Origin of the sequence: Pseudonocardia sp. TRM90224, from assembly GCF_021245725.1 — a bacterium.
Lineage (GTDB): Bacteria > Actinomycetota > Actinomycetes > Mycobacteriales > Pseudonocardiaceae > Pseudonocardia.
Window position 1 is genome coordinate 1 of the sequence record NZ_JAJGSX010000045.1, and the last position, 20,108, is coordinate 20,108.

Sequence of the window (20,108 nt, forward strand, 5' to 3'; positions counted from 1 at the left end):
CGGCCGTTCCGCGAGCCGCGCCCCCACGGATTCTCATCCCTCGTAGCGGCCCAGAGGGCCATGGCGGACTTTCCTGAACCTCCCGGGCCTGCCTGCGGGCTGGCGGGGAGTGCCAGGAGAGTGGCTTTCCTGGCACCCTGCGCGTTGCACGCGCATCCTGCCCACCGGTACGCCGAGGGCGGGGCTGGGCCGGAGTTGAGTATCCCCGCTGAGTAGTCATCGCCATGTGCGTCGCGGGCGGGCCGGTTACAACGATGGTCATGATCGTGGAACAGGGCCTGGGTGCGGTAATCGACCGGGCGGCGGTGGCCCAGATGGATGTGCTCGTCCTCGGGCCGACCCGGATCTCCGTCGACGGGCAGGACGTGGTGCTGCGCAGGCCGCTCGAGCGCGCACTGCTGGTTCGGCTCGCGCTCGCCGGCGGCCGAGCCGTCCACGAGTCCCTCCTGACCGCGGACCTGTGGCCGGAGGGGGATTCCGGTGCGGCGCGGCGCCGGCTCCGGGTGAACATCTCCCGCCTGCGCCAAGCGCTCGGGCCGTGGGCGACGCTGCTCGAACACACATCGGGTGGCTACCGGCTCCAGGGCGGTCAGGTGCCGGATCGGCTTGCGGCGAGCCTGGCGACCATGCGGATCGGGGACGCGGTGCGGGCCGGCCGGCCCGCGGAGGTGCTGGACATCGCGACGACCGTGCTCGGGCAGTGGCGCGGGTACGCGCTCCAGGACCTCCGGCACGTCCCGTTCGCGGCGGCCGAGGCGCGGTCGCTCGACGAACGCCACCTCGAACTGACCGTGCACCGGCTCACGGCGCTGCTCAGCCTCGGCGCCGCCGAAATGATCATCAACGAGCTGGCGGGTCTCGCCGCGGTCCACCCCCTCAACGAGCGGGTGCACACGCTCCTCGCGCACGCCCTGTACTGCGCAGGGCGGCAGGCGGACGCGCTCGGCTCGCTCAGGACACTGCGGAAGGCGCTCGTCGACGTCGCGGGTCTCGACCCGGCGCCGGGCACCTCGCAGCTCGAATGTCGCATCCTGCGCCACGATCCGACGCTGCACCCGCAGTCCGTGGCCTGATCGCAGCCCTCGGTATCAGGCCCGGCGCACCAACGCTCGAGCTAGGAGCGTCCTGATATGTAGGCGACGTCGAGCGAGAAGAGCAGCGATGACCTTGCCGTCCTACCCGCCGCCCAAACCGCACCCCTCGGTCCCGAACGGTCCGCTGTACTCCGAGCTGCGCCGCGCCGCGCCCGTGTGTCCGACCCGCTTGCCGAGCGGGCACGACGCCTGGCTCGTCACCCGCTACGACGACGTGCGGTCGGTCCTGTCCGACCCGCGCTTCAGCCGCAACCTGCTCTACGAGGGTGCGCCGTGCGTGATCCAGCCCGGCGACTTCGCGACGGGCGAGCGCAGCATCCTCAACCTCGACCCGCCCGACCACACCCGCATCCGCCGGCTGGTGGCGAAGGCGTTCACAGCGCGGCGGATCGCGGGGATGCGCGGTCGGATCGAGCAGATCACCGCCGACCTGATCGACGACATGATCCGCACGGGCCCGCCGACCGACCTGCTCGCCGCATTCGCCTTCCCGTTGCCGACCGCGGTGATCTGCGAGCTGCTCGGCGTCCCGTTCGAGCAGCGCGAGCGGTTCAGCGCGTGGTCGACGACGATCGTCACGCCGATGCTGCACACCCCGGAGGAGGTCGTGGAGGCGCAGCGCCAGGGCGGCGCCGACATGCGCGCGCTGATCGCGGAGAAGCGCGAGCACCCGCGCGACGACGTGCTCACCGCGCTCGTGCAGGCCCGCGACGACGACGACCGGCTCGCCGAGGACGAGCTGGTCGACCTGACCACGCAGATGCTGCTCGCCGGCCACGAGACGACGGTCAGCCTCATCGGCACCGGCGCGATCCTGCTCGATCGGCACCCCGAGCAGCTCGAACTGCTCGAGCGGCACCCGGAGCTGGTCGCCTCGGCCGTCGAGGAGGTCCTGCGTTTCGACGGCCCGACCGACACCTCGTTGCTGCGGGTCGCGTTGGAGGACGTCCGGATCGCCGGCACCCTCGTGCGTCGCGGTGAGGCGGTGATGGCGGTTGCGGGCTCGGCGAACTTCGACGAGGCGCGGTTCCCCGAGCCGGAGCGGTTCGACATCACCCGCGTCGACCACGCGCACCTCGGGTTCGGCCACGGCATCCACTTCTGCTTCGGCGCCCCGCTCGCCCGGCTGGAGGCGCAGGTCGCCTTCACCGCGCTCTACGGTCGCCTGCCCGGCCTGCGGCTCGCCGTGCCGCACCACGAGATCCAGTGGCGGCCGCCGTTGTCGATCCGCGGGCCGGTGCGGGTGCCTGTCACGTGGGAGGCGTGAAACGGGTACGTCCGTGGCATGGATGTCGGCGCGCGGCTACGGGTGGCTACGTGGAACCTGTGGTGGCGGTTCGGGCCGGACTGGGCGGCGCGGCAGCCCGCCATCGCGGCCACGTTGCGGATGCTCGACGCCGACGTCGTCGCGCTGCAGGAGGTCTGGGGGAGCGGTGGGACGACGCAGGTCGACCGGCTCGCGGCCCAGCTCGGGCGGCACGCGGCGTTCGTCGCGCCGGGCCTGCCGCCCCCGCCGGACCCGCCGGAGCGCGCCGACCAGCAGGGGATCGACGTCGGGCTCGGGCTGCTGAGCCGGTGGCCGATCAGCGGCTGCCGGTCGGTGGTGATGCCGGCGCGGTTCCGGGACCCGGCACCGGTTGCGATGCTGGCGACCGTCGCCCATCCGGCCGGCCCGCTGCACGTCGTCGTCGCGTGCTTGGAGTGGGAGCCGCAGTTCCAGATCGATCGGGTGGCGCAGGCGGAGGCGCTCGCCGCGCTCGCGGCCGACGAACGGCTGGACGGGCCCGCGCCGGTGGTCGTGGCCGGTGACCTGAACGCGGCCTCGACCAGCCCGGTGCTCGCGCCACTGCACGCGCAGCTGGTCGACGCCTGGACCGCCGGCGGCGGCGACCCGGACGCGGTGACGTTGAGCTCGACCCATCCGTTCGCCCCCGTCGAGGCGAGCGAGCTGATCGACCAGCGGATCGACCACGTGTTCTACCGGCCGGGATCCCCCGATCAGCGGGTCCGGGTGGAGCGCGCGGCGGTGGCCGGTGATCCCGTCGACGGGCTCGACCCGTCGGACCACCGCGCGGTCGTCTGCGACATCACCTGGGCGGTGCGCTGAGGGCGGGCTTCGTTACGGTGCGGCCATGGCGAACTTCGTCCTGGTTGCGGGCGCTCGGTTGGGGGCCTGGGCGTGGGACGAGGTGGTGCCGCACCTGCGTGGGGCCGGGCACGGGGTGCACCCGTTGACGCTGTCCGGCCTCGCCGAGAAGCGGGGTGCTCCGGTGGGGCAGCAGCTGCACGTGCAGGACGTCCTCGACGAGGTCGAGCGGCTGGACCTGCGCGACATCGTACTGGTGGGGCACAGCTACGCGGGGATCCCGGTGGGTCAGGCCGCGGAACGGATCGGCGACCGGCTCGCCCATGTGGTCTTCGTCGACTCCAGCGTGCCGGCCGACGGTGCGGCGTTCGTCGCTGCTTGGCCCGACGGCGGTGCGGCGGTGACCGCCTCGATCGCCGAGAATGGAGGATTCTGGCCGCTCGTGCCCGCATCACACTACGACGGTCACGGCCTCTCGGATGCGCAGGTCGCCCGGATCCTCGCGGGCTCGACGCCGCATCCGGGTTCGACGTTGACCGAGCCCGCTCGGCTGGAGCGGCCGCTCGGCGAGCTCCCCGCGACCTACGTCCTCTGCCGGCTCGCCGGACCGGATCCGGACGACGCCGTCGCGGCGCTCCTGAAGAGCGGGTCCTGGCGGCTCGTCGAAATGGCGACCGGGCACTGGCCGATGTTCTCGCAGCCGGCGGAGCTCGCGACCGTACTGCTCGAAGCGGCGCAACCTGCCGTCTGACGCGGTCCAGCCCGACGACCCCACCCGCGGGCCGAACAAGGCGCGTCCGGTCACGGCAGAGCGGGTTCACGTCGCCTCGACGAACTCGGCGGTCGTCCGGTTGAACAGCTCGGGCTGCTGCAGGTTCCAGAGGTGGTTGGCGCCGGGGATGATGCGCAGTTCGGCGCCGGGCACACCGGCAGCGATGACTCTGGACGAGGCGAGGTTCGTCCGGTCGGCGCTGCCGCAGACGACCAGCGCCGGCACCGCGACCTGCGCCAGCCGATCGCGCAGGTCCAGGGCTGCCACCTCGCGCAGCGCGGCGAGCAGGGTCGCCTTGCCGCAGCGGCGGAGGTCCTCGACCGCTGTCTCGACGTGCTCCGGCCGACCCCCGGAGTAGACGTCGCGCAGCGCCCGTTCGAGCGCCGCCTGCGGCGCGAGCCGGGTCATCGCTCGATGGATCGGCAGGGTCCGCGGCGGCGTGGCGACACCGCCCGACAGCATCATGCCGGCCACTCCGGCGGGCGCGTCGAGGCATGCCAGCAGCGCCACGGCGGCCCCGCCGGAGATCCCGATCAGGTGCACCGGCCGCTCGGCGCTCTCGATCACGCCGTGGACGGTGGCGACGGCCCGCGCCAACGTGAACGGCGCCGGCGCGCCGCCGTGCCCCGGCAGGTCCGGCGCCGTGACGGCGAAGCGGTGCCGGAGGCCGGCGATCTGCGGTGCCCACGCCCGCGCGCTTGATCCGAACCCGTGCACGAGAACGACCGTCCGAGCAGCCATCCGCCCTCCTGTACGACGTATAGGAAACGTAGCACGGTCCTCCCGTACGCTGTACAGGTATGAAGCCGCGTACGCGGAACGGCCAGGACCTCCTCACGCCCGCCGCCGTCGTCGATCGCGCGCTGATGCTCGCCGACGCCGAGGGCCTGGGCGCCGTGACGATCCGCAGGCTGGCGCACGAGCTCGACGTCACCCCCATGGCGCTCTACTGGCACTTCGCGAGCAAGGAAGAGCTGCTCGATGCGATGGCGGACGGGCTGCTCACCGAGATGCTGGCGATCGCGGGTCCCGTGGAGACCGTCCCCGCCGGGCCGTGGCGACAGCAGCTGGCCGCGTTGCTCGACGCGCAGTGCACCGTCCTTCGCGCGCATCCCTCGGTGGCGCCGCTCGTCTGGACGCGGAACAACCTGTCCGATGCGGCACTCCGCCTGACCGAGCGGATGCTGGCGGTGCTCCGCCGAGCCGGGTTCTCGCCGACCGACGCCACCCGCATCGCCCGCCGAGCGGCCCGGATGACGACCGCGCTCGTCGCTGTCCGAGCGCAGTTCGTCGACGGGGACGGCGATCCCGACCGGGTCCGGGATCGGCTCTCCGCCCTGCCGATCGACGAGTTCCCGCGCGTTGTCGAGGCCGCCGTTGCGCTCAGCGGCTGCGACGGCCCTGACGAGCACTACGGGCTGGAGCTCGTGCTGGCCGGGATCGAGGCGGAGGCGGCGCGCCTGACGCCGTTCAGTGAGCCGAACCCACCACCCACACCAGACCGAGCGCCCCCGCAGCCGTGACGAGAGCGGCGACGGCGAAGAGCAGCCCGCCGCCGGGGAGTGGGAGCGGGCCCGCGAGCAGCGCCCGGCGTCCCGTCGCCGCCCGCCGGCCCGCGAGCACCCAGAGGGCGCCGCACAGCAGCAGTCCGACCAGCGACATCCAGAACGCCGGCGTCCCGAGCACGGGCGGGAGGAGCCGCAGCGCCACGAGCGCCCCGACGGCGAGCGCCAGCAGCGTCCGGCGCCACGCCAGCCAGGTGCGCTCCGGCTGCAGCCCCGGGTCGAACAGGGCGCCGCGCCCGGTCACGGTCACGGCACCAGCATCCCGACGACGACGAGCACGGCGACGATGCCGACGCCCGCCGCGAGCACCAGGCCGAGCCGGGTGGCGGGCAGCGGCTCGGTGCGGCGCAGCGCCCGCTCGGCGGCGCACCACCCGAACCAGGCGAACGGCGGCACGGCCAGCCCCAGCATGAGCAGCACGACCGCCGCCGCGAGGCGCAGCTCCGGGCGCAGCGGGATGGCGAGCGCTTCGAGCGCCACACCGCCGGCGATCAGGGCGAGCGCCGTGCGGATCCAGGCCAGGAACGTGCGCTCGTTGGCGAGCGTGAACCGCGGGTCAGGCTCGGCGCCCTCCAGGAAGACCCGCTGCGGGAAGCGGCTCACTGTGCCGTCATCATTGGGACGTCATGACCCGCCGGTGCAGCCCGCCGTCACCGCCCGCTGCGCCGTCTGTCGCGCCGTCCCCTAGGTCGACCCTGACGGTGTGGACGGTGCCGCGGAACTCGTTGTCGATCACCGGGTAGTCGTCGACGACCGGGGTGCCGAGGTCGACGCCGACGTCGAGCGTCTCGTCGAACGAGAAGTAGTAGGGGATGGTCTGCTCGACCCGCCCCTCGGCCTGCTTCTCGCCGTCGACCGTCAGCACGACCGCGCCGCCCTTGCCGACCCCGCCGCCGTCGTACTGGAAGTCCATCCGGATCTCGTGGCGACCCGGCGGGAGCGCCGCGCGGGTACGGACCCGGTACACCCGCAGCCCGAAGAAGTTGTAGGCGTAGCAGGCGTGCCCGTCCGCGCAGTACAACGACCACCCGCCGAAGCGCCCGCCCTGCGAGATGATCACGCCGGAGACATCGGTGGGGATCTCGATGTCGGCGACGATGCTGTGCGACCGGTTCTTGACGTTCGGCGTGGTCTCCTCGGTGAACCGGCGCATCCTGCCGCGGTAGGTCACCGACCGCCGCGCGCCGATCAGGTCGACGCGCCCGGCCAGCGTGGGGTTCTCGCGCTCGGTCACGCGGTCGTCGAGCGGGAACACCTTGTGCTTCGCCGCCTCGATGAGGAACAGCTCCTGCAACGCCCGCAGCCGCTCCGGCTCCTTCCATGCCAGGTCGTGCGCCTGCGTCCAGTCGGCTTCGAGGTCGTACAGCTCCCAGACGTCGGCGGAGAACGGCCGCCCCTCCGTCGGGACCATCTCCCAGGGCGTGCCGTGGCGGGTGACCGCCATCCAGTTCTCGTGGTAGATCCCGCGGTTGCCGCACATCTCGAAGTACTGCGTGCGCCGCCGGTCCGCCGCGCCCGGTGCGTCGAACGTGTAGCGCATGCTCGTGCCCTCGACCGGCTGCTGGACCACCCCGTTGACGCTCGTCGGCTGCGGGACTCCGACGCAGTCCAGCACGGTCGGCAGGACGTCGATGACGTGGTGGAACTGGTGCCGCAGCCCGCCGCGGTCGGCGACCTGCTGCGGCCAGTGCACGATCAGCCCGTCGCGGGTGCCGCCGAAGTGCGAGGCGACCTGCTTCGTCCACTGGTACGGCGTGTTGAGCGCCAGCGCCCAGCCGGCCGGCGCGATCGGGTAGGTGCTGGGGTCGCCGATGGCGTCGAGCTGGGTGATCATCTCGTCCGGGTCGTCGACGATCCCGTGGCCGAGCCGGTGCTCCACGACGGTGCCCTCGATGCCGCCCTCACCGGAGGCGCCGTTGTCACCGAGCAGGTAGACGAACAGCGTGTTGTCCAGCTCGCCCAGCTCGGCGAGGGCGTCGACGAACCGGCCGACCTGCGCGTCGGCGTGTTCGGTGAACCCGGCGAACGTCTCCATGAATCGGACGGCGAGCGCGCGCTGGTTCTCGCTCAGCTCGGCCCAGTGCGGCACGCCGTCCGCCCAGGGTGCTAGCTCGGCGGTGTCGGGCACGACCCCGAGCTCCTTCTGGCGCGCGAGGGTCAGCTCGCGCTGCCGGTCCCAGCCGTGGTCGAAGCTGCCGCGGTACTTCCGCTGCCATTCGGGGGCCACGTGCAGCGGGGCGTGCGAGGCGCCGAAGGCGAGATAGGTGAAGAACGGGCGGTCGGGGGTGAGCGTGCGCTGGGTGCGCACCCAGTCGATGGCGCGGTCGGCGAGATCCTCCGAGAGGTGGTAGCCGTCCTCGGGCCGCCGGTCCGGCTCGACCGGCGTCGTGCCCTCGTACAGCAGCGGGTACCAGTGGTTCATCTCCGCGCCCATGAACCCGTAGAAATGGTCGAAACCCTCACCTGTGGGCCAGCGTTCGAACGGGCCGACGGCGCTGATCTCCCGCGGCGGGGTCTGGTGCCATTTCCCGAATGCGGCTGTGCTGTAGCCGTTGCCTTGCAGGATCTGCGCGAGGGTCGCCGCGCTGCGCGGCCGGAAACCGTTGTACCCCGGCGCGGACGTCGCCATCTCGGTGGTGCCGCCCATTCCGACGGAATGGTGGTTGCGCCCGGTCAGCATGGCTTGCCGGGTGGGTGAGCACAGCGCGGTGACGTGGAAGCGGGTGTAGCGCAGCCCGCCCTCGGCCAGCCGGTCGGCGGCCGGCATCAGGCACGGCCCGCCGTACGAGCTGGACGTCCCGAAGCCGAGGTCGTCCATCACCACGATCACGACGTTGGGCGCGCCTGCGGGCGGCTCGATGGGACGGACCGGCTCGAACGGCGTCGTCTGGTCGCCGATGCCGACCGACGTCACGACGTTCTGCGCTCGTTCCGGCTCGGGCAGGATGTGCCGCCCTGCGGTGAAACCGCTCATGCTGACGCCCTCTCCCGGCGCCGGAAAAACGCCGGATCCGCAAGAAATGAGCATCCGAATTGAATGCAGGATCACACGGTGGTCGAAGCGGGGTCAACGAGATGGGAGGCCGCTCCGAGACCGGCTTTCGATCTCCCCGATAGACCGCTTCTATGGGAGGGTGTCGCCGGTGCGGGCGAAGGAGGAGGAGGAGCCGTGGATCGTCGGCAGCTGGAGTACTTCCTCGCGGTCGCCGCGCACGGCAGCTTCACCAGTGCGGCGTCGGCGCTGCGGGTGGCGCAGCCGTCGCTCTCGTACGCGATCAAGGCGATCGAGCGTGAGGTCGGCGCGATCCTGTTCCACCGGCTCAGCCGCGGGGTCGCCCTCACCGCGGCCGGCGAGGCCCTGGTCAAACCCGCTCAGCAGGTGATGCGGGACTTCGCCATCGCTCGCGCCTCCGTGCAGAAGGTCAGCGACGTGGCGGCGGGGCGGCTCGACATCGTGGCCCACACGACCCTGGCCGTGCACCCGCTGGCCGGGCTGGTCGGGGCGTTCCGGATGGCCTACCCCGCCGTTGCCGTCGGGATCGACGATCCGGAGTACGCCGCCGCGGTCGCCGAGCGCGTCCGCAGTGGGCATTCCGAACTGGGACTCACCGATTTCTCGATATCGGTCGAGGATCTGCGGACCTATGAGCTGCCCGCGCAGCAGATGCTGGTGGTCCTGCCGCCCGAGTCGGACATCGGCACCGAAGGCTCGGTGCCGATCGCGGAGGTGGCCGCGCTCGACCTCATCGTCGCCCCGCCGGGCACGTCGAGCCGGGCGCTGCTGGAGTCGGCGCTCGCCGGCGCGGGCGTGCCGCTGCGGGTGGCCGTCGAGACGCCGCACCGGGCCGCGCTCATCCCACTCGTGCTGGCCGGAGCGGGGGCGACGCTGCTGCCCCGCGCGATGGCGGAGGGCGCGGCCCGCCAGGGCGCGCGGGTCGCGACGCTCGACCCGCCCGTCGTGCGCCGCGTGCAGCTGCTGTGGCGGCGCGAGCAGCTCTCCCCGGCCGGCCGCGCCTTCGTCGGCATGGTGATCGCGGCAACCGGTGGTGATGCCACAGCGACGGCCGACGATCGCCCATAGCAACGCTCTATGGGTGCAGTAGGTATTCGCTCTGGAATGGGTGCCGGATTTCGTTGACGCGTCATCTGATTGTGAGGATCGTCTCGGCAAACGAAAATCCGATTGACGGTCATTTGCCGAGCGCGCCGACCGGTCGTGGTCCGCGCCGTGATCCACTCGTCGTGGGATGGGAGCGCAAGCGATGTCGAGGAAACTCCTCGGGACCGTGGCCTGCGCCGTCGCAGCCGCCTTGATGCTCGTCAGCGGCTGCAGCGGGGCCCAGCCGACCGGCTTCGGCGGCGCCGCTGGCGGCGGCGAGAACGCCGTCCGGTTCGTCCAGCAGCCGTGGGCCGACCTGGTCGTGGAGACCGAGCTCGCCATGCAGGTGCTGAACAAGCTGGGTTATACAGCCAGCACGCAGGAGGTCGCCGTCCCGCTGGCCGCCGAGGCGCTTGCCACCGGTCGCGCTGATGCCTACCTCGGGAACTGGTGGCCGAGCCAGGAGGCGGTGTTCACCAAGCACATCGACTCCGGGGCGGTCACCGTCGTCGGCACGGTGCTCGAAGGCACCGAGTACGCGCCCGCGGTGCCCGGTTACGTCGCGACCGGGCTCGGTGTGCGCTCGCTCGCCGACCTCGACCAGCACGCGGACGCGTTCGGCCGCAAGATCTACGGGATCGAGCCGGGCGCTCCCGGCAACGAGACGATCAGCCAGGCCATCGCGAAGGACGCCTACGGGCTGGGCGACTGGGAGCTGGTCGCGAGCAGCACCGAGGCGATGCTCGCCGAGGTCTCCCGGCGGGCGGCGACCGACCAGCCGATCGTCTTCCTCGGGTGGAGCCCGCACTGGATGACCACCGAGTACGACCTGCACTTCCTCGACGACCCGCAGAAGGTCTGGGCCGGTGCCGGGCAGGTCCGCTCGCTGACCCGCGCCGGCCTCGCGAAGGACGACCCCAACCTCGCCCGGTTCATCTCGCAGATCAAGGTCGACACCACGACGGCGTCGGACTTCATCCGCCAGGTCGACAAGGACGGCAAGCCCGCGGCGACCGTCGCGCAGGAATGGATGAAGGCGCATCCCGACCAGGTCACGGCATGGCTGGACGGGGTGACGTCGCGGGGCGGCGAGCCGGCGGCGAAGGTCGTGCTGGCGACGGCGGGCGGGTGACCGGCATGACCGGCATGACCGGCATGACCGGCCGGGTGGCAGACACCATCATCGAAGCCCGCGGGCTCAGCAAGGCCTACGGGCTCGCCCAGCGGCAGGCCGCGCCGCTGCTGCGGGCCCCCGACCCGCGGGCGGCGGTGCAGGAGGCGGGCGGCTTCCTCGGCGCCGACGCCGTCGACTTCAGCGTCGAGCGCGGCGAACTCTTCGTGATCATGGGGCTCTCCGGCTCGGGCAAGTCGACGGTCCTGCGCATGATCAACCGGCTGGTCGAGCCGACGGGCGGCGAGCTGGCGGTGGACGGGCACGACGTGCTCGCCATGGACGACGACGGCCTGCGCGACCTGCGCAACCGCACGATGAGCATGGTCTTCCAGCACTTCGCGCTCTTCCCGCACCGCAGCGTCCGGGAGAACGCCGCCTACGGCTGCAGGTCCGCGGGATCCCGACGGCGGAGCGCCACGCCGCGGCCGATCGGGCGCTGGAGCGGGTGGGGCTCGGGGACCGCGGCGACGCCGGCCCGCACGAGCTCTCCGGCGGCATGAAGCAACGGGTCGGGCTGGCCCGTGCGCTGGCTACCGACGCCCCGATCCTGCTGATGGACGAGCCGTTCAGCGCGCTCGACCCGCTGATCAAGCGCGACATGCAGGAGCTGCTGCTCAAGCTGCAGGCCGAGGACCAGCGGACGATCGTCTTCGTCACGCACGACCTCAACGAGGCCATGCGGATCGGGCACCGCATCATGGTGATGAAGGACGGCAAGGTCGTGCAGACCGGCACCGGTGAGGAGATCCTCTCCGACCCCGCCGACGACTACGTCAGCAACTTCGTCGCCGATGTCGACCGCTCCAGGGTGCTCACCGCGGGCTCGTTGCTGCGCCCGCCGCTGCTCACGGCCCGGCCCGACGAGAAGCCCGTCGACGTGCTGCGGGTGCTCGGCAACGCCGAGATGAACGGGTTGTACGTGATCGACGCTGCCGGGCGGCTGCAGGGCGTCGCCCGCGACGGCCTGCTCGCGGAGGCCGCACGCCGCGGCGACCAGGACATCGGCGCCTGCGTCACGCAGGAGTTCGAGTCGGTGGCGGCCGATGCGCCGCTCGTCGAGTTCTGCCACCTCGCCGGGCGGCACGACGTGCCGGTGGCCGTGGTGGACGGCGACGGCCGGCTGCTGGGTGTGGTGCCGCGAGCGGCGATCCTGACGTCGCTGGCCCGTTCCGAAGAGGACGCATGATGATCGACATCCCGATCGGTTCCTGGGTGGAGGTCGTCGTCGACTTCCTGCGCACCTACGGCAGCGCGTTCTTCGACGGCCTCGCGGCGCTGATCCTGGCCCTGGTCAACGCGATCTACCTGGCGCTCGTGCTGCCGCACCAGCTGGTGGTGATCGCGGTGCTGGTCGGGTTGACCGCGCTCGCGACCCGCCGCTGGCTGCCGCCGGTGCTCGCGGCGGTCGGGTTCCTGCTCATCGTCTCGATGCAGATGTGGGACGCGACGATGCAGTCGCTCGCCGTCGTGCTGCTCGCGTCGGTGATCGCCGTGCTGGTCGGTGTGCCGCTCGGCATCGCGGCCGCGCAGGTCGACAGGGTGCGGACGGTCCTCCGGCCGGCGCTGGACTTCATGCAGACCCTGCCGGTGTTCGTCTACCTGCTGCCCGCGGTGTTCTTCTTCGGCATCGGGGTCGTTCCCGGGGTCGTGGCGACGACGGTCTTCGCCATCCCGCCGGCGGTCCGGCTGACCGAGCTGGGGATCCGGCAGGTCGACAAGGAGGTCGTCGAGGCGGCGGTGGCGTTCGGCTCCCGACCCCGGCAGGTGCTGCGGGACGTGCAACTGCCGCTGGCGATGCCGTCGATCATGGCCGGGGTCAACCAGGTGATCATGCTGGCGCTGTCGATGGTCGTGATCGCCGGCATGGTCGGCGGCGGGGGACTGGGCTCGGTCGTCGTGCAGGCCGTGACCACACTCGACATCGGGAAGGGGTTCGAGGGCGGCCTCGCGGTCGTCATCGTGGCCATCTACCTGGACCGCCTCACCGCGGCGTTCGGGGAGCACGGGATCCGGCTGCGCCGTCGGGCGCCGGGTCGTCGGGTGCCGAGCCGTCGGTCCGTCGAGGTGGCTGCCGGACCGGCCGCCGAGGAAGTCGCTGCGTGATCGAGCTGCCCGGCGGGACGTTCCTGATGGGCTCGGACGACGGCGCCGGCCCGCTCGACGGCGAGGGTCCGGTCCGCCCGCAGACGGTGGCGCCGTTCGCCATCGCGGCGCACCCGGCTACCAACGCCGAGTTCGCGGCGTTCGTCGAGGCCACCGGGTACGGCACCACGGCCGAGCGGGAGGGCTGGTCGTTCGTCTTCGCCGGCCTGCTCCCGGACGCCTTCCCGCCGACCCGCGGAGTTGCGGAGGCACCGTGGTGGCGGCAGGTGCCTGGGGCCCGGTGGGACCGGCCGGAGGGCCCTGGCTCGACGGTCGAGGACCGCGGCGACCACCCCGTCGTGCACGTCTCGTGGATCGACGCGCGTGCCTATTGCAGCTGGTCGGGCACCCGGCTGCCCGGTGAGGCGGAGTGGGAGTTCGCGGCCCGCGGTGGGCTGGTGCAGAAGCGGTTCCCGTGGGGCGACGAGCTGACGCCGGACGGCCGCCGCCTCATGAACGCCTTCGAGGGTCCGTTCCCGCGCCGCGCCGGCGGCTCCGAAGGGTGGACCGGTACCTCGGCGGTGGGCATCTACCCGCCCAACGGCTTCGGCCTGCACGACATGACCGGCAACGTGTGGGAATGGACCGCCGACCGGTTCGGCCCCGCCCGGCCCGGCGAGCGGGCGCTGCGCGGTGGCTCCTACCTGTGTCATGAGTCCTACTGCGAGCGCTACCGCTGCGCCGCCCGGATGGCCAGCACCCCCGACAGCACCGCCGGCAATGTTGGGTTCAGGGTCGCCGGCCCAAGCGTCGACAACGACGTTCTGGCTGTTTGTTAGCGCTCACAACAGCCAAAACGTCGTTGTCGACGGCCAACTCCGGCTAGGCGCGCGCCGCGCTCGGTGCCATCCCGCGCTCGCGTTTGAAGGCCGTGCTGAACGTGAAGGCGTCGGCGTACCCGACGCGGTGGGCGACGGCGCCGACGGTCAGGTCGGGGTCGGCGAGGTACTCGGCGGCCAGTGTCATCCGCCAGTCCCGCAGGTAGGCCAGCGGTCCGCAGCCGACCGTCTCGCGGAAGCGGCGGGCGAACGCCGCGCGGCCGGAGCCGCCGCGCGCGGCCAGCTCCTCGACGGTCCAGCGGCGCGCCGGGTCGGCGTGCATGGCGGCGAGTGCGGGACCCACTACCGGGTCGGACAGCGCGGCGAACCAGGCCGGCCGGTCGGGGCCGCCCTCGGTGAACCAGGCGTGCAGCGTGCAGGTGAGCAGCCAGTCGAGGAGGCGGTCCTGCACGACGACACCCGGCCCGGTGGCGCAGATCTGCCGGCTGAGCAGCTCCAGGAGCGTGACGCAGTCGGGGTCGTCGGCGTCGACCATCGCCACCGCCGGTAGCGCGCTGGTGAGCCGGATCCCGCCGTCCCACGCCCGGTAGCCGCACACCAGGAGCGACGCGCCGGAGTCGGCCGCGCGCACGACGAGCGCGGGGCCGGGCTGCAGGATCGCGACGCTCCCCGGGCGCATCGAGGCACCCACCGCCGTCGCGCCACCGGACACCACGGCGCACAGCACCAGCGGCGCCGTCACGGGCACGGAAACCTCCTCGCCGGGCCCGAGCCGAACGGCTTGCAGCGTGCCCTCGTGGCTCCGGATCCCGCGGAGCAAGGCCTCCAGCATCGACACCCGTTCCAGCGTAGACGCGGGCACATGCCTCGCGGACGCGCGACCATGGCTGCCCGCCACTGCGAGACGTTGACTTGCCGGCATGGAACGAGAGATCAGCAGCCCGATCACCGTGCTGGCCGGAACCGGCAAATCGGGCCGCCGCGTCGCCGCGCTGCTGCGCGCGGAAGGACGCGACGTACGTGTCGCGTCCCGCAACGGCGAGGTGCGGTTCGACTGGGCGGCGCCAGCGACCTGGCCCGCTGTCACCGACGGCGTCGGCGCCCTCTACCTGGTCGCGCCGGACGACCCCGCCCCGCTGCGACCGTTCCTGGCCGCGGTGGCCGAGGCGGGCGTCGAGCGGGTTGTGCTGCTCTCCGGCCGCGGCGGGCCGGAAGCGTGGCGCGACCGGTTCGGGCACGCCATGGCAGTGGCGGAGGAGGCGGTCCGGAGAGCCGGCCCGGCGTGGACGATCGTGCGCGCGACCAACTTCATGCAGAACTTCACGGAGGACCTCTGGTTCCAGCCGATCCTCGACGGTCGGCTCGCGCTGCCCTCGGCCGGGGTGCCCGAGCCGTTCGTCGACCTCGACGACCTCGCCGCCGTCGCCGCCCGGCTGCTGACGGCGGACGGGCACGCCGGTCGGGTCTACGAGCTGTCCGGCCCGACCGCGCTGACCTTCGCCGACGCCGTGGCCGCGATCGCGGCGGCCGCCGGCCGGTCGATCAGCTACCAGGACCTCACGCCCGACGAGTACGTCGATGAGTTGCGGGCTGCCGGCCTCGACGACTGGGTGGACCCGCTTTCCGGCCTCTTCGCCGTGATGCGCGACGGGAGTTTCGCGGTCCCGACCGACGACGTCGAGCGCCTGCTCGGCCGCCCGGCCGGCTCCTTCGCCGACTGGGTCGCCCGCACCGCACCGAGCGGGATCTGGGCGGCCGGCGAAACCGTCGACAACGACATTCTGGTCGTGTGAAACGTTTCAGAACAGCCAGAACGTCGTTGTCGACGGTTGCCTCGTTCTGTAAGTAAGTGTTTACTTGCATGCGTGGCACGACTCGACGAGATCATCGACACGGCCGTTCGGCTGTTCGCGGAGCAGGGGTACAAGGCGACGACGATCGCCCAGATCGAGGCGGCCGTCGGGCTGCGGCCCGGGTCCGGCGGCCTGTACCGGCACGTTTCGTCCAAGCAGGAGCTGCTGGCCGTCGCGCTGGAGCGGGTGCTGGCCAGCCGGCGGGCCGCGCAGGCGGCGCCGCCGCTGGCCGAGCCGGTCGATCTTGCAGGCGCGATCGAGGCGGCCGCCCATGCCACGCTCGCGTACGTCGACGCGGACCGTGACCTCTACCGGCTGATCCTGCGCGGCGGCGACCTCCCGATCGACCTCGCGGAGACCTACGACCGGCTCTTCCAGCCCGGGTTCGACGAGGTCGGGGCGTGGCTCGGCCGGCTGGCGGGGGACCGGCCCGGGTTCGACGCCGCCGCGACGGCCGCGGTCGCGCTCTCGTCGCTGTTCTACTTCGCCATCAGCGAGTTCACCTACGGCCGACCGCCGGGTGGCATCAGCCGCGACCGGTTCGTCGCGGCCTGGGTGGCCGGCCTGCGCGCGCAGCTGGGGGAGTCGTGATCGTCTTCACCGGCGGGACGATCCGCACGATGGACCCGGCGGCGCCGCAGGTCGACGCGGTCGGTATCAGCGGCGGCACGATCGTCGCCACCGGCGACCTCGCGACCGTGCAGGCCGCCGTCGGGCCCGGCGCGCAGCTGCACGACCTCGCCGGGCGCACGCTGCTCCCGGGCTTCGTCGACCCGCACCACCACCTCTACCTCGTAGCCTCCGACGAGCACATGCGCTCGTTCGACAACTCCCCGCGCGACCTCGGTGAGCTGCTCGCCACCATCGCCACACTCGTCGAGGCGGACCGCAGGACGGGCTGGATCCGCCTGCACGGCGTCCGCCCGCTCGACCTCGCGGAAGGTCGATTCCCGACCGCCGCCGAGCTGGACGTGGTGTGCCCGGACCGGCCGCTGCACCTGCTCGCCGTCACCTACCACGAGTCGGTGCTGAACTCGGCGGGGCTCGCGGAGCTCGGCTGGTCGGCGGCGACGCCCGATCCGGTCGGCGGCGAGCTGGTGCGCGATCGGCGCGGCCGCCCGACGGGCGTGCTGATCGAGATGGCGAGCTTCGCGGCGGAGGCGGCGACCCGCCGCGCACTCGACGACCCGCAGGCGTGGGTCGACCGCGCGGTGGAGCACACGCACGAGCTGGCCGCACACGGCGTCACGCGCATCGGCGACATGGCCGTCCCACCGGACGGGGTCGCCCGGTACGCCGCCGCCGCACCCGACCTCGCCGTCACCGTGCACCGCTGGCACGTCGGTGCGGCCGCGATCGGTGACGCCACTGTCCCGATGATGGAGGCGCCGCTGCTGGAGGTCGGGCACCCGCGCACCCCGCTCGGCGGGTTCAAGCTGCTCGTCGACGGCGGGGAGCGCTGCGACCTGTGCATGACGCGCGGCCAGTTCCTGCGCTCCGCGTCGACGATGCCCGGCGCGGTGCTGCGGCACGGCCGCAAGGCGATCGCGCTGGCCCGCCGCAGCGGCACCCCGACCCGTCGCCACGACGGGCTGTGGCACAGCGGCATCCGCGTGCTCGACGACGACCGGCTCGCCGAAGCGGTGCGCGGCTCCGTCCGCGCCGGGATGGCGCCGGCGCTGCACGCCGTCGGCAACGGCGCCCTCGAAGCCGTGCTCGCCGCCGTCGACGGGCTGGACACGCAGATCCGGGTGGAGCACGCGATGGTCTGCGACGCGCGGCTGGCCGGCCGGCTCGCCGGCACCGGCGTGCACGTCGTCGCGCAGCCGTCGTTCCTCTACGACCTCGGCGACGAGCTCACCATGCTGCCGGTGCCGGCCCCGCTGAAGCTGATCCCGCTGCGCACGCTCGTCGACGCCGGGGTGCGCGTCGCCGCGAGCAGTGACTACCCGGCCGGCACCATGTCGCCGCTGGTCGGCATCCAGGCCGCGGTGACGAGGCAGGTCCGCTCCGGGGCGGTCGTGCACGCCGACGAGGCGCTCGGGGTGGAGGAGGCGGTTGCCGCCTACACCTGCGACGCCGCCGCGGCGCTTGGCGTCGAAGGCCTCGCCGGGGTGCTGCGCGCGGGCGCAGCCGCCGACCTCGTCGAGCTCGCCGCCGACCCGTGGACGGTCGCGCCCGACCGCATCAGCACGATCGAGGTGACCGGCACGTGGTCGGCCGGGCGCCGCTCACGAGGGTGACCCGTCGAAGATCATCCGGTGCCCGCGGGCGGTGTCGACGTACTCCCGCACCCGGCTGACCAGCCCGTCCCGGAGCTCGAAGACGAAGCAGTAGTCGTTGTCGTACCGGCCGCCATCGGCGAGCGCGGCCGTCAAGGTCGACTCGACGGTCATCCGCTCGGTGTCGCCGTGGACGCCGTGGAAGACGATGTCGACGTCCTTCACGAACAGGCGAGGGAAGTCCTCGGCGAAGAACCGCACGATCTCCTTCCGTCCGACCATGTGGTGGGTCGCCCCGAGGGCGGTCGCAACCGCGTTCCCGGGCGGCGACAGCCACTCCGCGTCCTCGGTGAAGATCGCGGCGATCCGGTCGGGGTCGTAGCTGGCGAGCGCCATGAAGGTGCTCTGGACGATGTCGTGGCTCACGAACCGAAGGGTCGCCGGGCGGGTGTGCCTGCGTCTTGGAGGAATGTTCCGCTACTGCGCGAGCGCCGCGCCCCCGTGGCGGACGCGGAGGACGTCGGCCATCAGCATGTCCATCACCAGGCGCTGCTCGTCGTCGGCCGGCTCCGGCGGCGCCGGGAGGTCGGTGGCGCTGTCGAGCGCCTCGGCAACGTGCTCGACGAAGGCCGCGATCTCCGGCGCGGGGTCGCCGCGCAGGACCATCGCGCCCGCCGAGGCGGCAAGCCCGCGCAGGCCCTCCGCGGCCTCCTCCAGCGCCGCGGTCTGGTCGGCGGCCGGTGCGGCGCTGCCGGGTTCGGGTGCGAGCAGGTCCTGCTCGGCCCGGGCCGCGGCCCGGAACCGGATGCCCAGCTCGGCCGGGTGTGCGGGCTGCGTGCCGCGCAGGAACCCGGCGACGCCCGCGAGCAGGTCCCGGGCCGCCCCGGTGGCCTCGGCGAACCGCGCCTGCAGCGACGGCTTGCGCACGCCGGGGACGGTGGCGAAGCCGAAGAGCAGCGCGATCACCACGGCCAGCGCCATGAGCAGCACGTATTCGACGAGCAGCGCCACCGGGTCGAGGTTGCGCGTGCTGGCGTTCATGCCCACGGCCATCAGCACCATGCAGCCGTTGAACAGCACCGGCTGGGTCTGCATGAACGGCATCCCGACGAGCAGCGCGGCGATCGCGAGCGGCAGCAGTGCGGCCTGCGGCAGCAGCCAGATGGCCAGCGTCAGCACGACAGCCCCGCCGAGCGCGCCGCCGACCCGCTGCCACGCCTTGCTCAGCGTGTCGCGCCACTCCGGCTGCATGATCGCGAAGGTGGTCATCAGGAACGTCACGGTGAGCGGGTCGCCGGGCCGGAAGCCGGCGACGACCAGCGCGATCAGCATGCCGAGCGCGCACCGCACGGCGTGGCGCAGCTGCGCCGACCGCCACGAAAGCGTGCCCTCCGCCTCGCGCCGCAGCACCTGGCCGACGAGCTTCTCCGGGAACCGCAGCGGCGAGCCGTCCCGCTCGACGACTGCTTCCCGGACGCGCTGCAACGCCGTCCACAGGTCGTCGACCAGCTCGGCCGTCTCGCCGGGGAAGGACCGGCCGACGGGCGGCCGCTCGATCGCATTGACGTCGGACGGCGGCGTCTTCGCCCGGACCGCATCGGCGAGCCCCACCAGTTCGGCCCGCGCGTTGTCGAGGACGGTGCCGAGCGCTCTCGCGTCGTCAGGGGTCATCGCACGCCGGCGGTCGTCGAGAACGGCGAGCATCGCGCGGGCCCGCATGCCCGCGCCGAAGACACCGGCGTGCCAGCGCACCGGCCGGTCCGCCAGCCAGAACCGCACCGCGCGGTCGGCGGCGCCGGGTGTGTTCCCGACCAGCGCGTCCGCGAGCGCCGTGCGGGTCGGCCGGGTCGGGTCGCCGATGCCCAGCAGCAGTCGCAGGACGATCACGACGGCGATCGCGAGCACCGGCGCGCCGACGATCTGCGCGACGCTCGCCGTGCCGGTCAGCTGGAAGCCGTACCCGAACACCGACGCCATGCCCAGCCCGAGACCGACCGTGACGAACCGCGTGCCCAGCGCCGGGAGCAGCCCGGCGACGAACAGGACGACGGTGAGCAACGCGATCGCGGCGACGTGCGACACCTCGCCCAGCAGCCGTGGCGCCGCCGCACCGATCACGACGGCCGGCGCGAACACCGCGAGCAGTCGCAGGTCTGGCCGCAGCGGGCCGCCCATCGCGGCGATGAAGCAGAACAGGGCGATCAGCCCGGCCAGGATCATCGCGTTGCCCAGTCCCAGTGCGGCGCCGAGGCCGACGGTCCCACCGACCACGACGACGATCATCACGAGCATGCGGGCGCCACCGGCCAGCGCTTTCACGGC

At 72.8% G+C, this 20,108-nt stretch carries 21 protein-coding genes; 14 read left to right on the top strand and 7 right to left on the bottom strand.

Features of this window, described 5'->3' with window-relative positions:
• Nucleotides 1-260: 260 nt before the first annotated feature.
• The 4 genes from LL648_RS36645 to LL648_RS36660 all read left to right on the top strand — a co-directional run bounded on the left by LL648_RS36645 (nt 261) and on the right by LL648_RS36660 (nt 3,931).
• A complete protein-coding gene (locus tag LL648_RS36645; RefSeq protein ID WP_232667438.1) occupies nt 261-1,073 on the top strand; it encodes an AfsR/SARP family transcriptional regulator in 813 nt (270 codons plus the stop codon).
• Between the two features lie 88 nt (nt 1,074-1,161).
• On the top strand, nt 1,162-2,361 hold the full coding sequence (locus tag LL648_RS36650; protein ID WP_232667439.1) for a cytochrome P450: 1,200 nt from the start codon (nt 1,162-1,164) through the stop codon (nt 2,359-2,361).
• 18 nt (nt 2,362-2,379) lie between these two features.
• Complete coding sequence (locus tag LL648_RS36655) at nt 2,380-3,201, top strand: endonuclease/exonuclease/phosphatase family protein (protein WP_232667440.1); 822 nt, start codon at nt 2,380-2,382, stop codon at nt 3,199-3,201.
• Nucleotides 3,202-3,226: 25 nt separating this feature from the next.
• Nucleotides 3,227-3,931, top strand: coding sequence for an alpha/beta fold hydrolase (locus LL648_RS36660; RefSeq protein ID WP_232667441.1), 705 nt, complete (start codon nt 3,227-3,229; stop codon nt 3,929-3,931).
• 66 nt (nt 3,932-3,997) lie between these two features.
• Here LL648_RS36660 and LL648_RS36665 read toward each other — a convergent pair whose 3' ends face one another.
• Complete coding sequence (locus LL648_RS36665; RefSeq protein ID WP_232667442.1) at nt 3,998-4,693, bottom strand: alpha/beta fold hydrolase; 696 nt, start codon at nt 4,691-4,693, stop codon at nt 3,998-4,000.
• Nucleotides 4,694-4,752: 59 nt separating this feature from the next.
• Between LL648_RS36665 and LL648_RS36675 the strand changes: the two genes are divergently transcribed.
• Nucleotides 4,753-5,475 (top strand): TetR/AcrR family transcriptional regulator, encoded by a 723-nt coding sequence (locus LL648_RS36675; protein WP_255687280.1) that lies wholly within the window; start codon nt 4,753-4,755, stop codon nt 5,473-5,475.
• Here LL648_RS36675 and LL648_RS36680 read toward each other — a convergent pair.
• Genes LL648_RS36680 through LL648_RS36690 form a run of 3 tightly spaced genes read right to left on the bottom strand, consistent with a single transcriptional unit; the run spans nt 5,423 to nt 8,491 of the window.
• Complete coding sequence (locus tag LL648_RS36680) at nt 5,423-5,767, bottom strand: DUF202 domain-containing protein (protein WP_232667443.1); 345 nt, start codon at nt 5,765-5,767, stop codon at nt 5,423-5,425. The genes LL648_RS36675 and LL648_RS36680 overlap by 53 nt on opposite strands.
• On the bottom strand, nt 5,764-6,120 hold the full coding sequence (locus tag LL648_RS36685) for a YidH family protein (RefSeq protein WP_232667444.1): 357 nt from the start codon (nt 6,118-6,120) through the stop codon (nt 5,764-5,766). The genes LL648_RS36680 and LL648_RS36685 overlap by 4 nt, the downstream gene beginning before the upstream one ends.
• 10 nt (nt 6,121-6,130) lie before the next feature.
• Complete coding sequence (locus LL648_RS36690; RefSeq protein ID WP_232667445.1) at nt 6,131-8,491, bottom strand: arylsulfatase; 2,361 nt, start codon at nt 8,489-8,491, stop codon at nt 6,131-6,133.
• A 195-nt stretch (nt 8,492-8,686) separates the two neighbouring features.
• Here LL648_RS36690 and LL648_RS36695 point away from each other — a divergent pair, with 195 nt between their 5' ends.
• The 6 genes from LL648_RS36695 to LL648_RS36720 all read left to right on the top strand — a co-directional run bounded on the left by LL648_RS36695 (nt 8,687) and on the right by LL648_RS36720 (nt 13,711).
• On the top strand, nt 8,687-9,598 hold the full coding sequence (locus LL648_RS36695) for a LysR family transcriptional regulator (RefSeq protein ID WP_232667446.1): 912 nt from the start codon (nt 8,687-8,689) through the stop codon (nt 9,596-9,598).
• Nucleotides 9,599-9,779: 181 nt separating this feature from the next.
• Nucleotides 9,780-10,748, top strand: coding sequence for an ABC transporter substrate-binding protein (locus tag LL648_RS36700; RefSeq protein ID WP_232667447.1), 969 nt, complete (start codon nt 9,780-9,782; stop codon nt 10,746-10,748).
• Between the two features lie 5 nt (nt 10,749-10,753).
• Nucleotides 10,754-11,290 (top strand): ATP-binding cassette domain-containing protein, encoded by a 537-nt coding sequence (locus LL648_RS44605; RefSeq protein WP_255687281.1) that lies wholly within the window; start codon nt 10,754-10,756, stop codon nt 11,288-11,290.
• Nucleotides 11,236-11,976: a CBS domain-containing protein gene (locus LL648_RS44610; RefSeq protein ID WP_308190442.1), complete on the top strand. Its 741-nt coding sequence runs from the start codon at nt 11,236-11,238 to the stop codon at nt 11,974-11,976. Before LL648_RS44605 ends, LL648_RS44610 begins: the two co-directional genes overlap by 55 nt.
• The gene (locus LL648_RS36715; protein ID WP_308190443.1) at nt 11,973-12,893 is read left to right on the top strand and encodes an ABC transporter permease; all 921 of its coding nucleotides are present in this window, start codon (nt 11,973-11,975) and stop codon (nt 12,891-12,893) included. Before LL648_RS44610 ends, LL648_RS36715 begins: the two co-directional genes overlap by 4 nt.
• A complete protein-coding gene (locus LL648_RS36720) occupies nt 12,890-13,711 on the top strand; it encodes a formylglycine-generating enzyme family protein (RefSeq protein ID WP_232667448.1) in 822 nt (273 codons plus the stop codon). Before LL648_RS36715 ends, LL648_RS36720 begins: the two co-directional genes overlap by 4 nt.
• 43 nt (nt 13,712-13,754) lie before the next feature.
• On the opposite strand, the gene LL648_RS36725 is transcribed toward LL648_RS36720, so the two are convergent.
• Nucleotides 13,755-14,543: an AraC family transcriptional regulator gene (locus tag LL648_RS36725; RefSeq protein WP_232667504.1), complete on the bottom strand. Its 789-nt coding sequence runs from the start codon at nt 14,541-14,543 to the stop codon at nt 13,755-13,757.
• An 88-nt stretch (nt 14,544-14,631) separates the two neighbouring features.
• Here LL648_RS36725 and LL648_RS36730 point away from each other — a divergent pair, with 88 nt between their 5' ends.
• From LL648_RS36730 to LL648_RS36740, 3 genes are all read left to right on the top strand, one after another.
• On the top strand, nt 14,632-15,504 hold the full coding sequence (locus tag LL648_RS36730) for an SDR family NAD(P)-dependent oxidoreductase (RefSeq protein WP_232667449.1): 873 nt from the start codon (nt 14,632-14,634) through the stop codon (nt 15,502-15,504).
• Nucleotides 15,505-15,576: 72 nt separating this feature from the next.
• Nucleotides 15,577-16,155: a TetR/AcrR family transcriptional regulator gene (locus LL648_RS36735; protein ID WP_232667450.1), complete on the top strand. Its 579-nt coding sequence runs from the start codon at nt 15,577-15,579 to the stop codon at nt 16,153-16,155.
• Nucleotides 16,152-17,807 carry an amidohydrolase gene (locus tag LL648_RS36740; protein ID WP_232667451.1) on the top strand — a complete coding sequence of 552 codons (1,656 nt, stop codon included), beginning with the start codon at nt 16,152-16,154 and terminating at the stop codon, nt 17,805-17,807. The genes LL648_RS36735 and LL648_RS36740 overlap by 4 nt, the downstream gene beginning before the upstream one ends.
• Here the strand turns inward: LL648_RS36740 and LL648_RS36745 are convergent.
• On the bottom strand, nt 17,796-18,212 hold the full coding sequence (locus tag LL648_RS36745) for a nuclear transport factor 2 family protein (RefSeq protein ID WP_232667452.1): 417 nt from the start codon (nt 18,210-18,212) through the stop codon (nt 17,796-17,798). The two genes, LL648_RS36740 and LL648_RS36745, sit on opposite strands and share 12 nt — an antisense overlap.
• A gap of 51 nt (nt 18,213-18,263) precedes the next feature.
• Entirely contained in the window at nt 18,264-20,105 is a 1,842-nt protein-coding gene (locus LL648_RS36750) for an FUSC family protein (protein WP_308190444.1), read from the bottom strand.
• Nucleotides 20,106-20,108: the final 3 nt, after the last annotated feature.

What these genes read in the sequence shown, in the direction of transcription:
- LL648_RS36730 (WP_232667449.1), top strand. Translation starts at nt 14,632, where the DNA reads ATGGAACGAGAGATCAGCAGCCCGATCACCGTGCTGGCCGGAACCGGC.
- LL648_RS44605 (WP_255687281.1), top strand. Translation starts at nt 10,754, where the DNA reads ATGACCGGCATGACCGGCATGACCGGCCGGGTGGCAGACACCATCATC.
- LL648_RS36655 (WP_232667440.1), top strand. Translation starts at nt 2,380, where the DNA reads ATGGATGTCGGCGCGCGGCTACGGGTGGCTACGTGGAACCTGTGGTGG.
- LL648_RS36660 (WP_232667441.1), top strand. Translation starts at nt 3,227, where the DNA reads ATGGCGAACTTCGTCCTGGTTGCGGGCGCTCGGTTGGGGGCCTGGGCG.
- LL648_RS36645 (WP_232667438.1), top strand. Translation starts at nt 261, where the DNA reads ATGATCGTGGAACAGGGCCTGGGTGCGGTAATCGACCGGGCGGCGGTG.
- LL648_RS36715 (WP_308190443.1), top strand. Translation starts at nt 11,973, where the DNA reads ATGATGATCGACATCCCGATCGGTTCCTGGGTGGAGGTCGTCGTCGAC.
- LL648_RS36675 (WP_255687280.1), top strand. Translation starts at nt 4,753, where the DNA reads ATGAAGCCGCGTACGCGGAACGGCCAGGACCTCCTCACGCCCGCCGCC.
- LL648_RS36665 (WP_232667442.1), bottom strand. Translation starts at nt 4,693, where the DNA reads ATGGCTGCTCGGACGGTCGTTCTCGTGCACGGGTTCGGATCAAGCGCG.
- LL648_RS36725 (WP_232667504.1), bottom strand. Translation starts at nt 14,543, where the DNA reads ATGCTGGAGGCCTTGCTCCGCGGGATCCGGAGCCACGAGGGCACGCTG.
- LL648_RS36700 (WP_232667447.1), top strand. Translation starts at nt 9,780, where the DNA reads ATGTCGAGGAAACTCCTCGGGACCGTGGCCTGCGCCGTCGCAGCCGCC.
- LL648_RS36650 (WP_232667439.1), top strand. Translation starts at nt 1,162, where the DNA reads ATGACCTTGCCGTCCTACCCGCCGCCCAAACCGCACCCCTCGGTCCCG.
- LL648_RS36690 (WP_232667445.1), bottom strand. Translation starts at nt 8,491, where the DNA reads ATGAGCGGTTTCACCGCAGGGCGGCACATCCTGCCCGAGCCGGAACGA.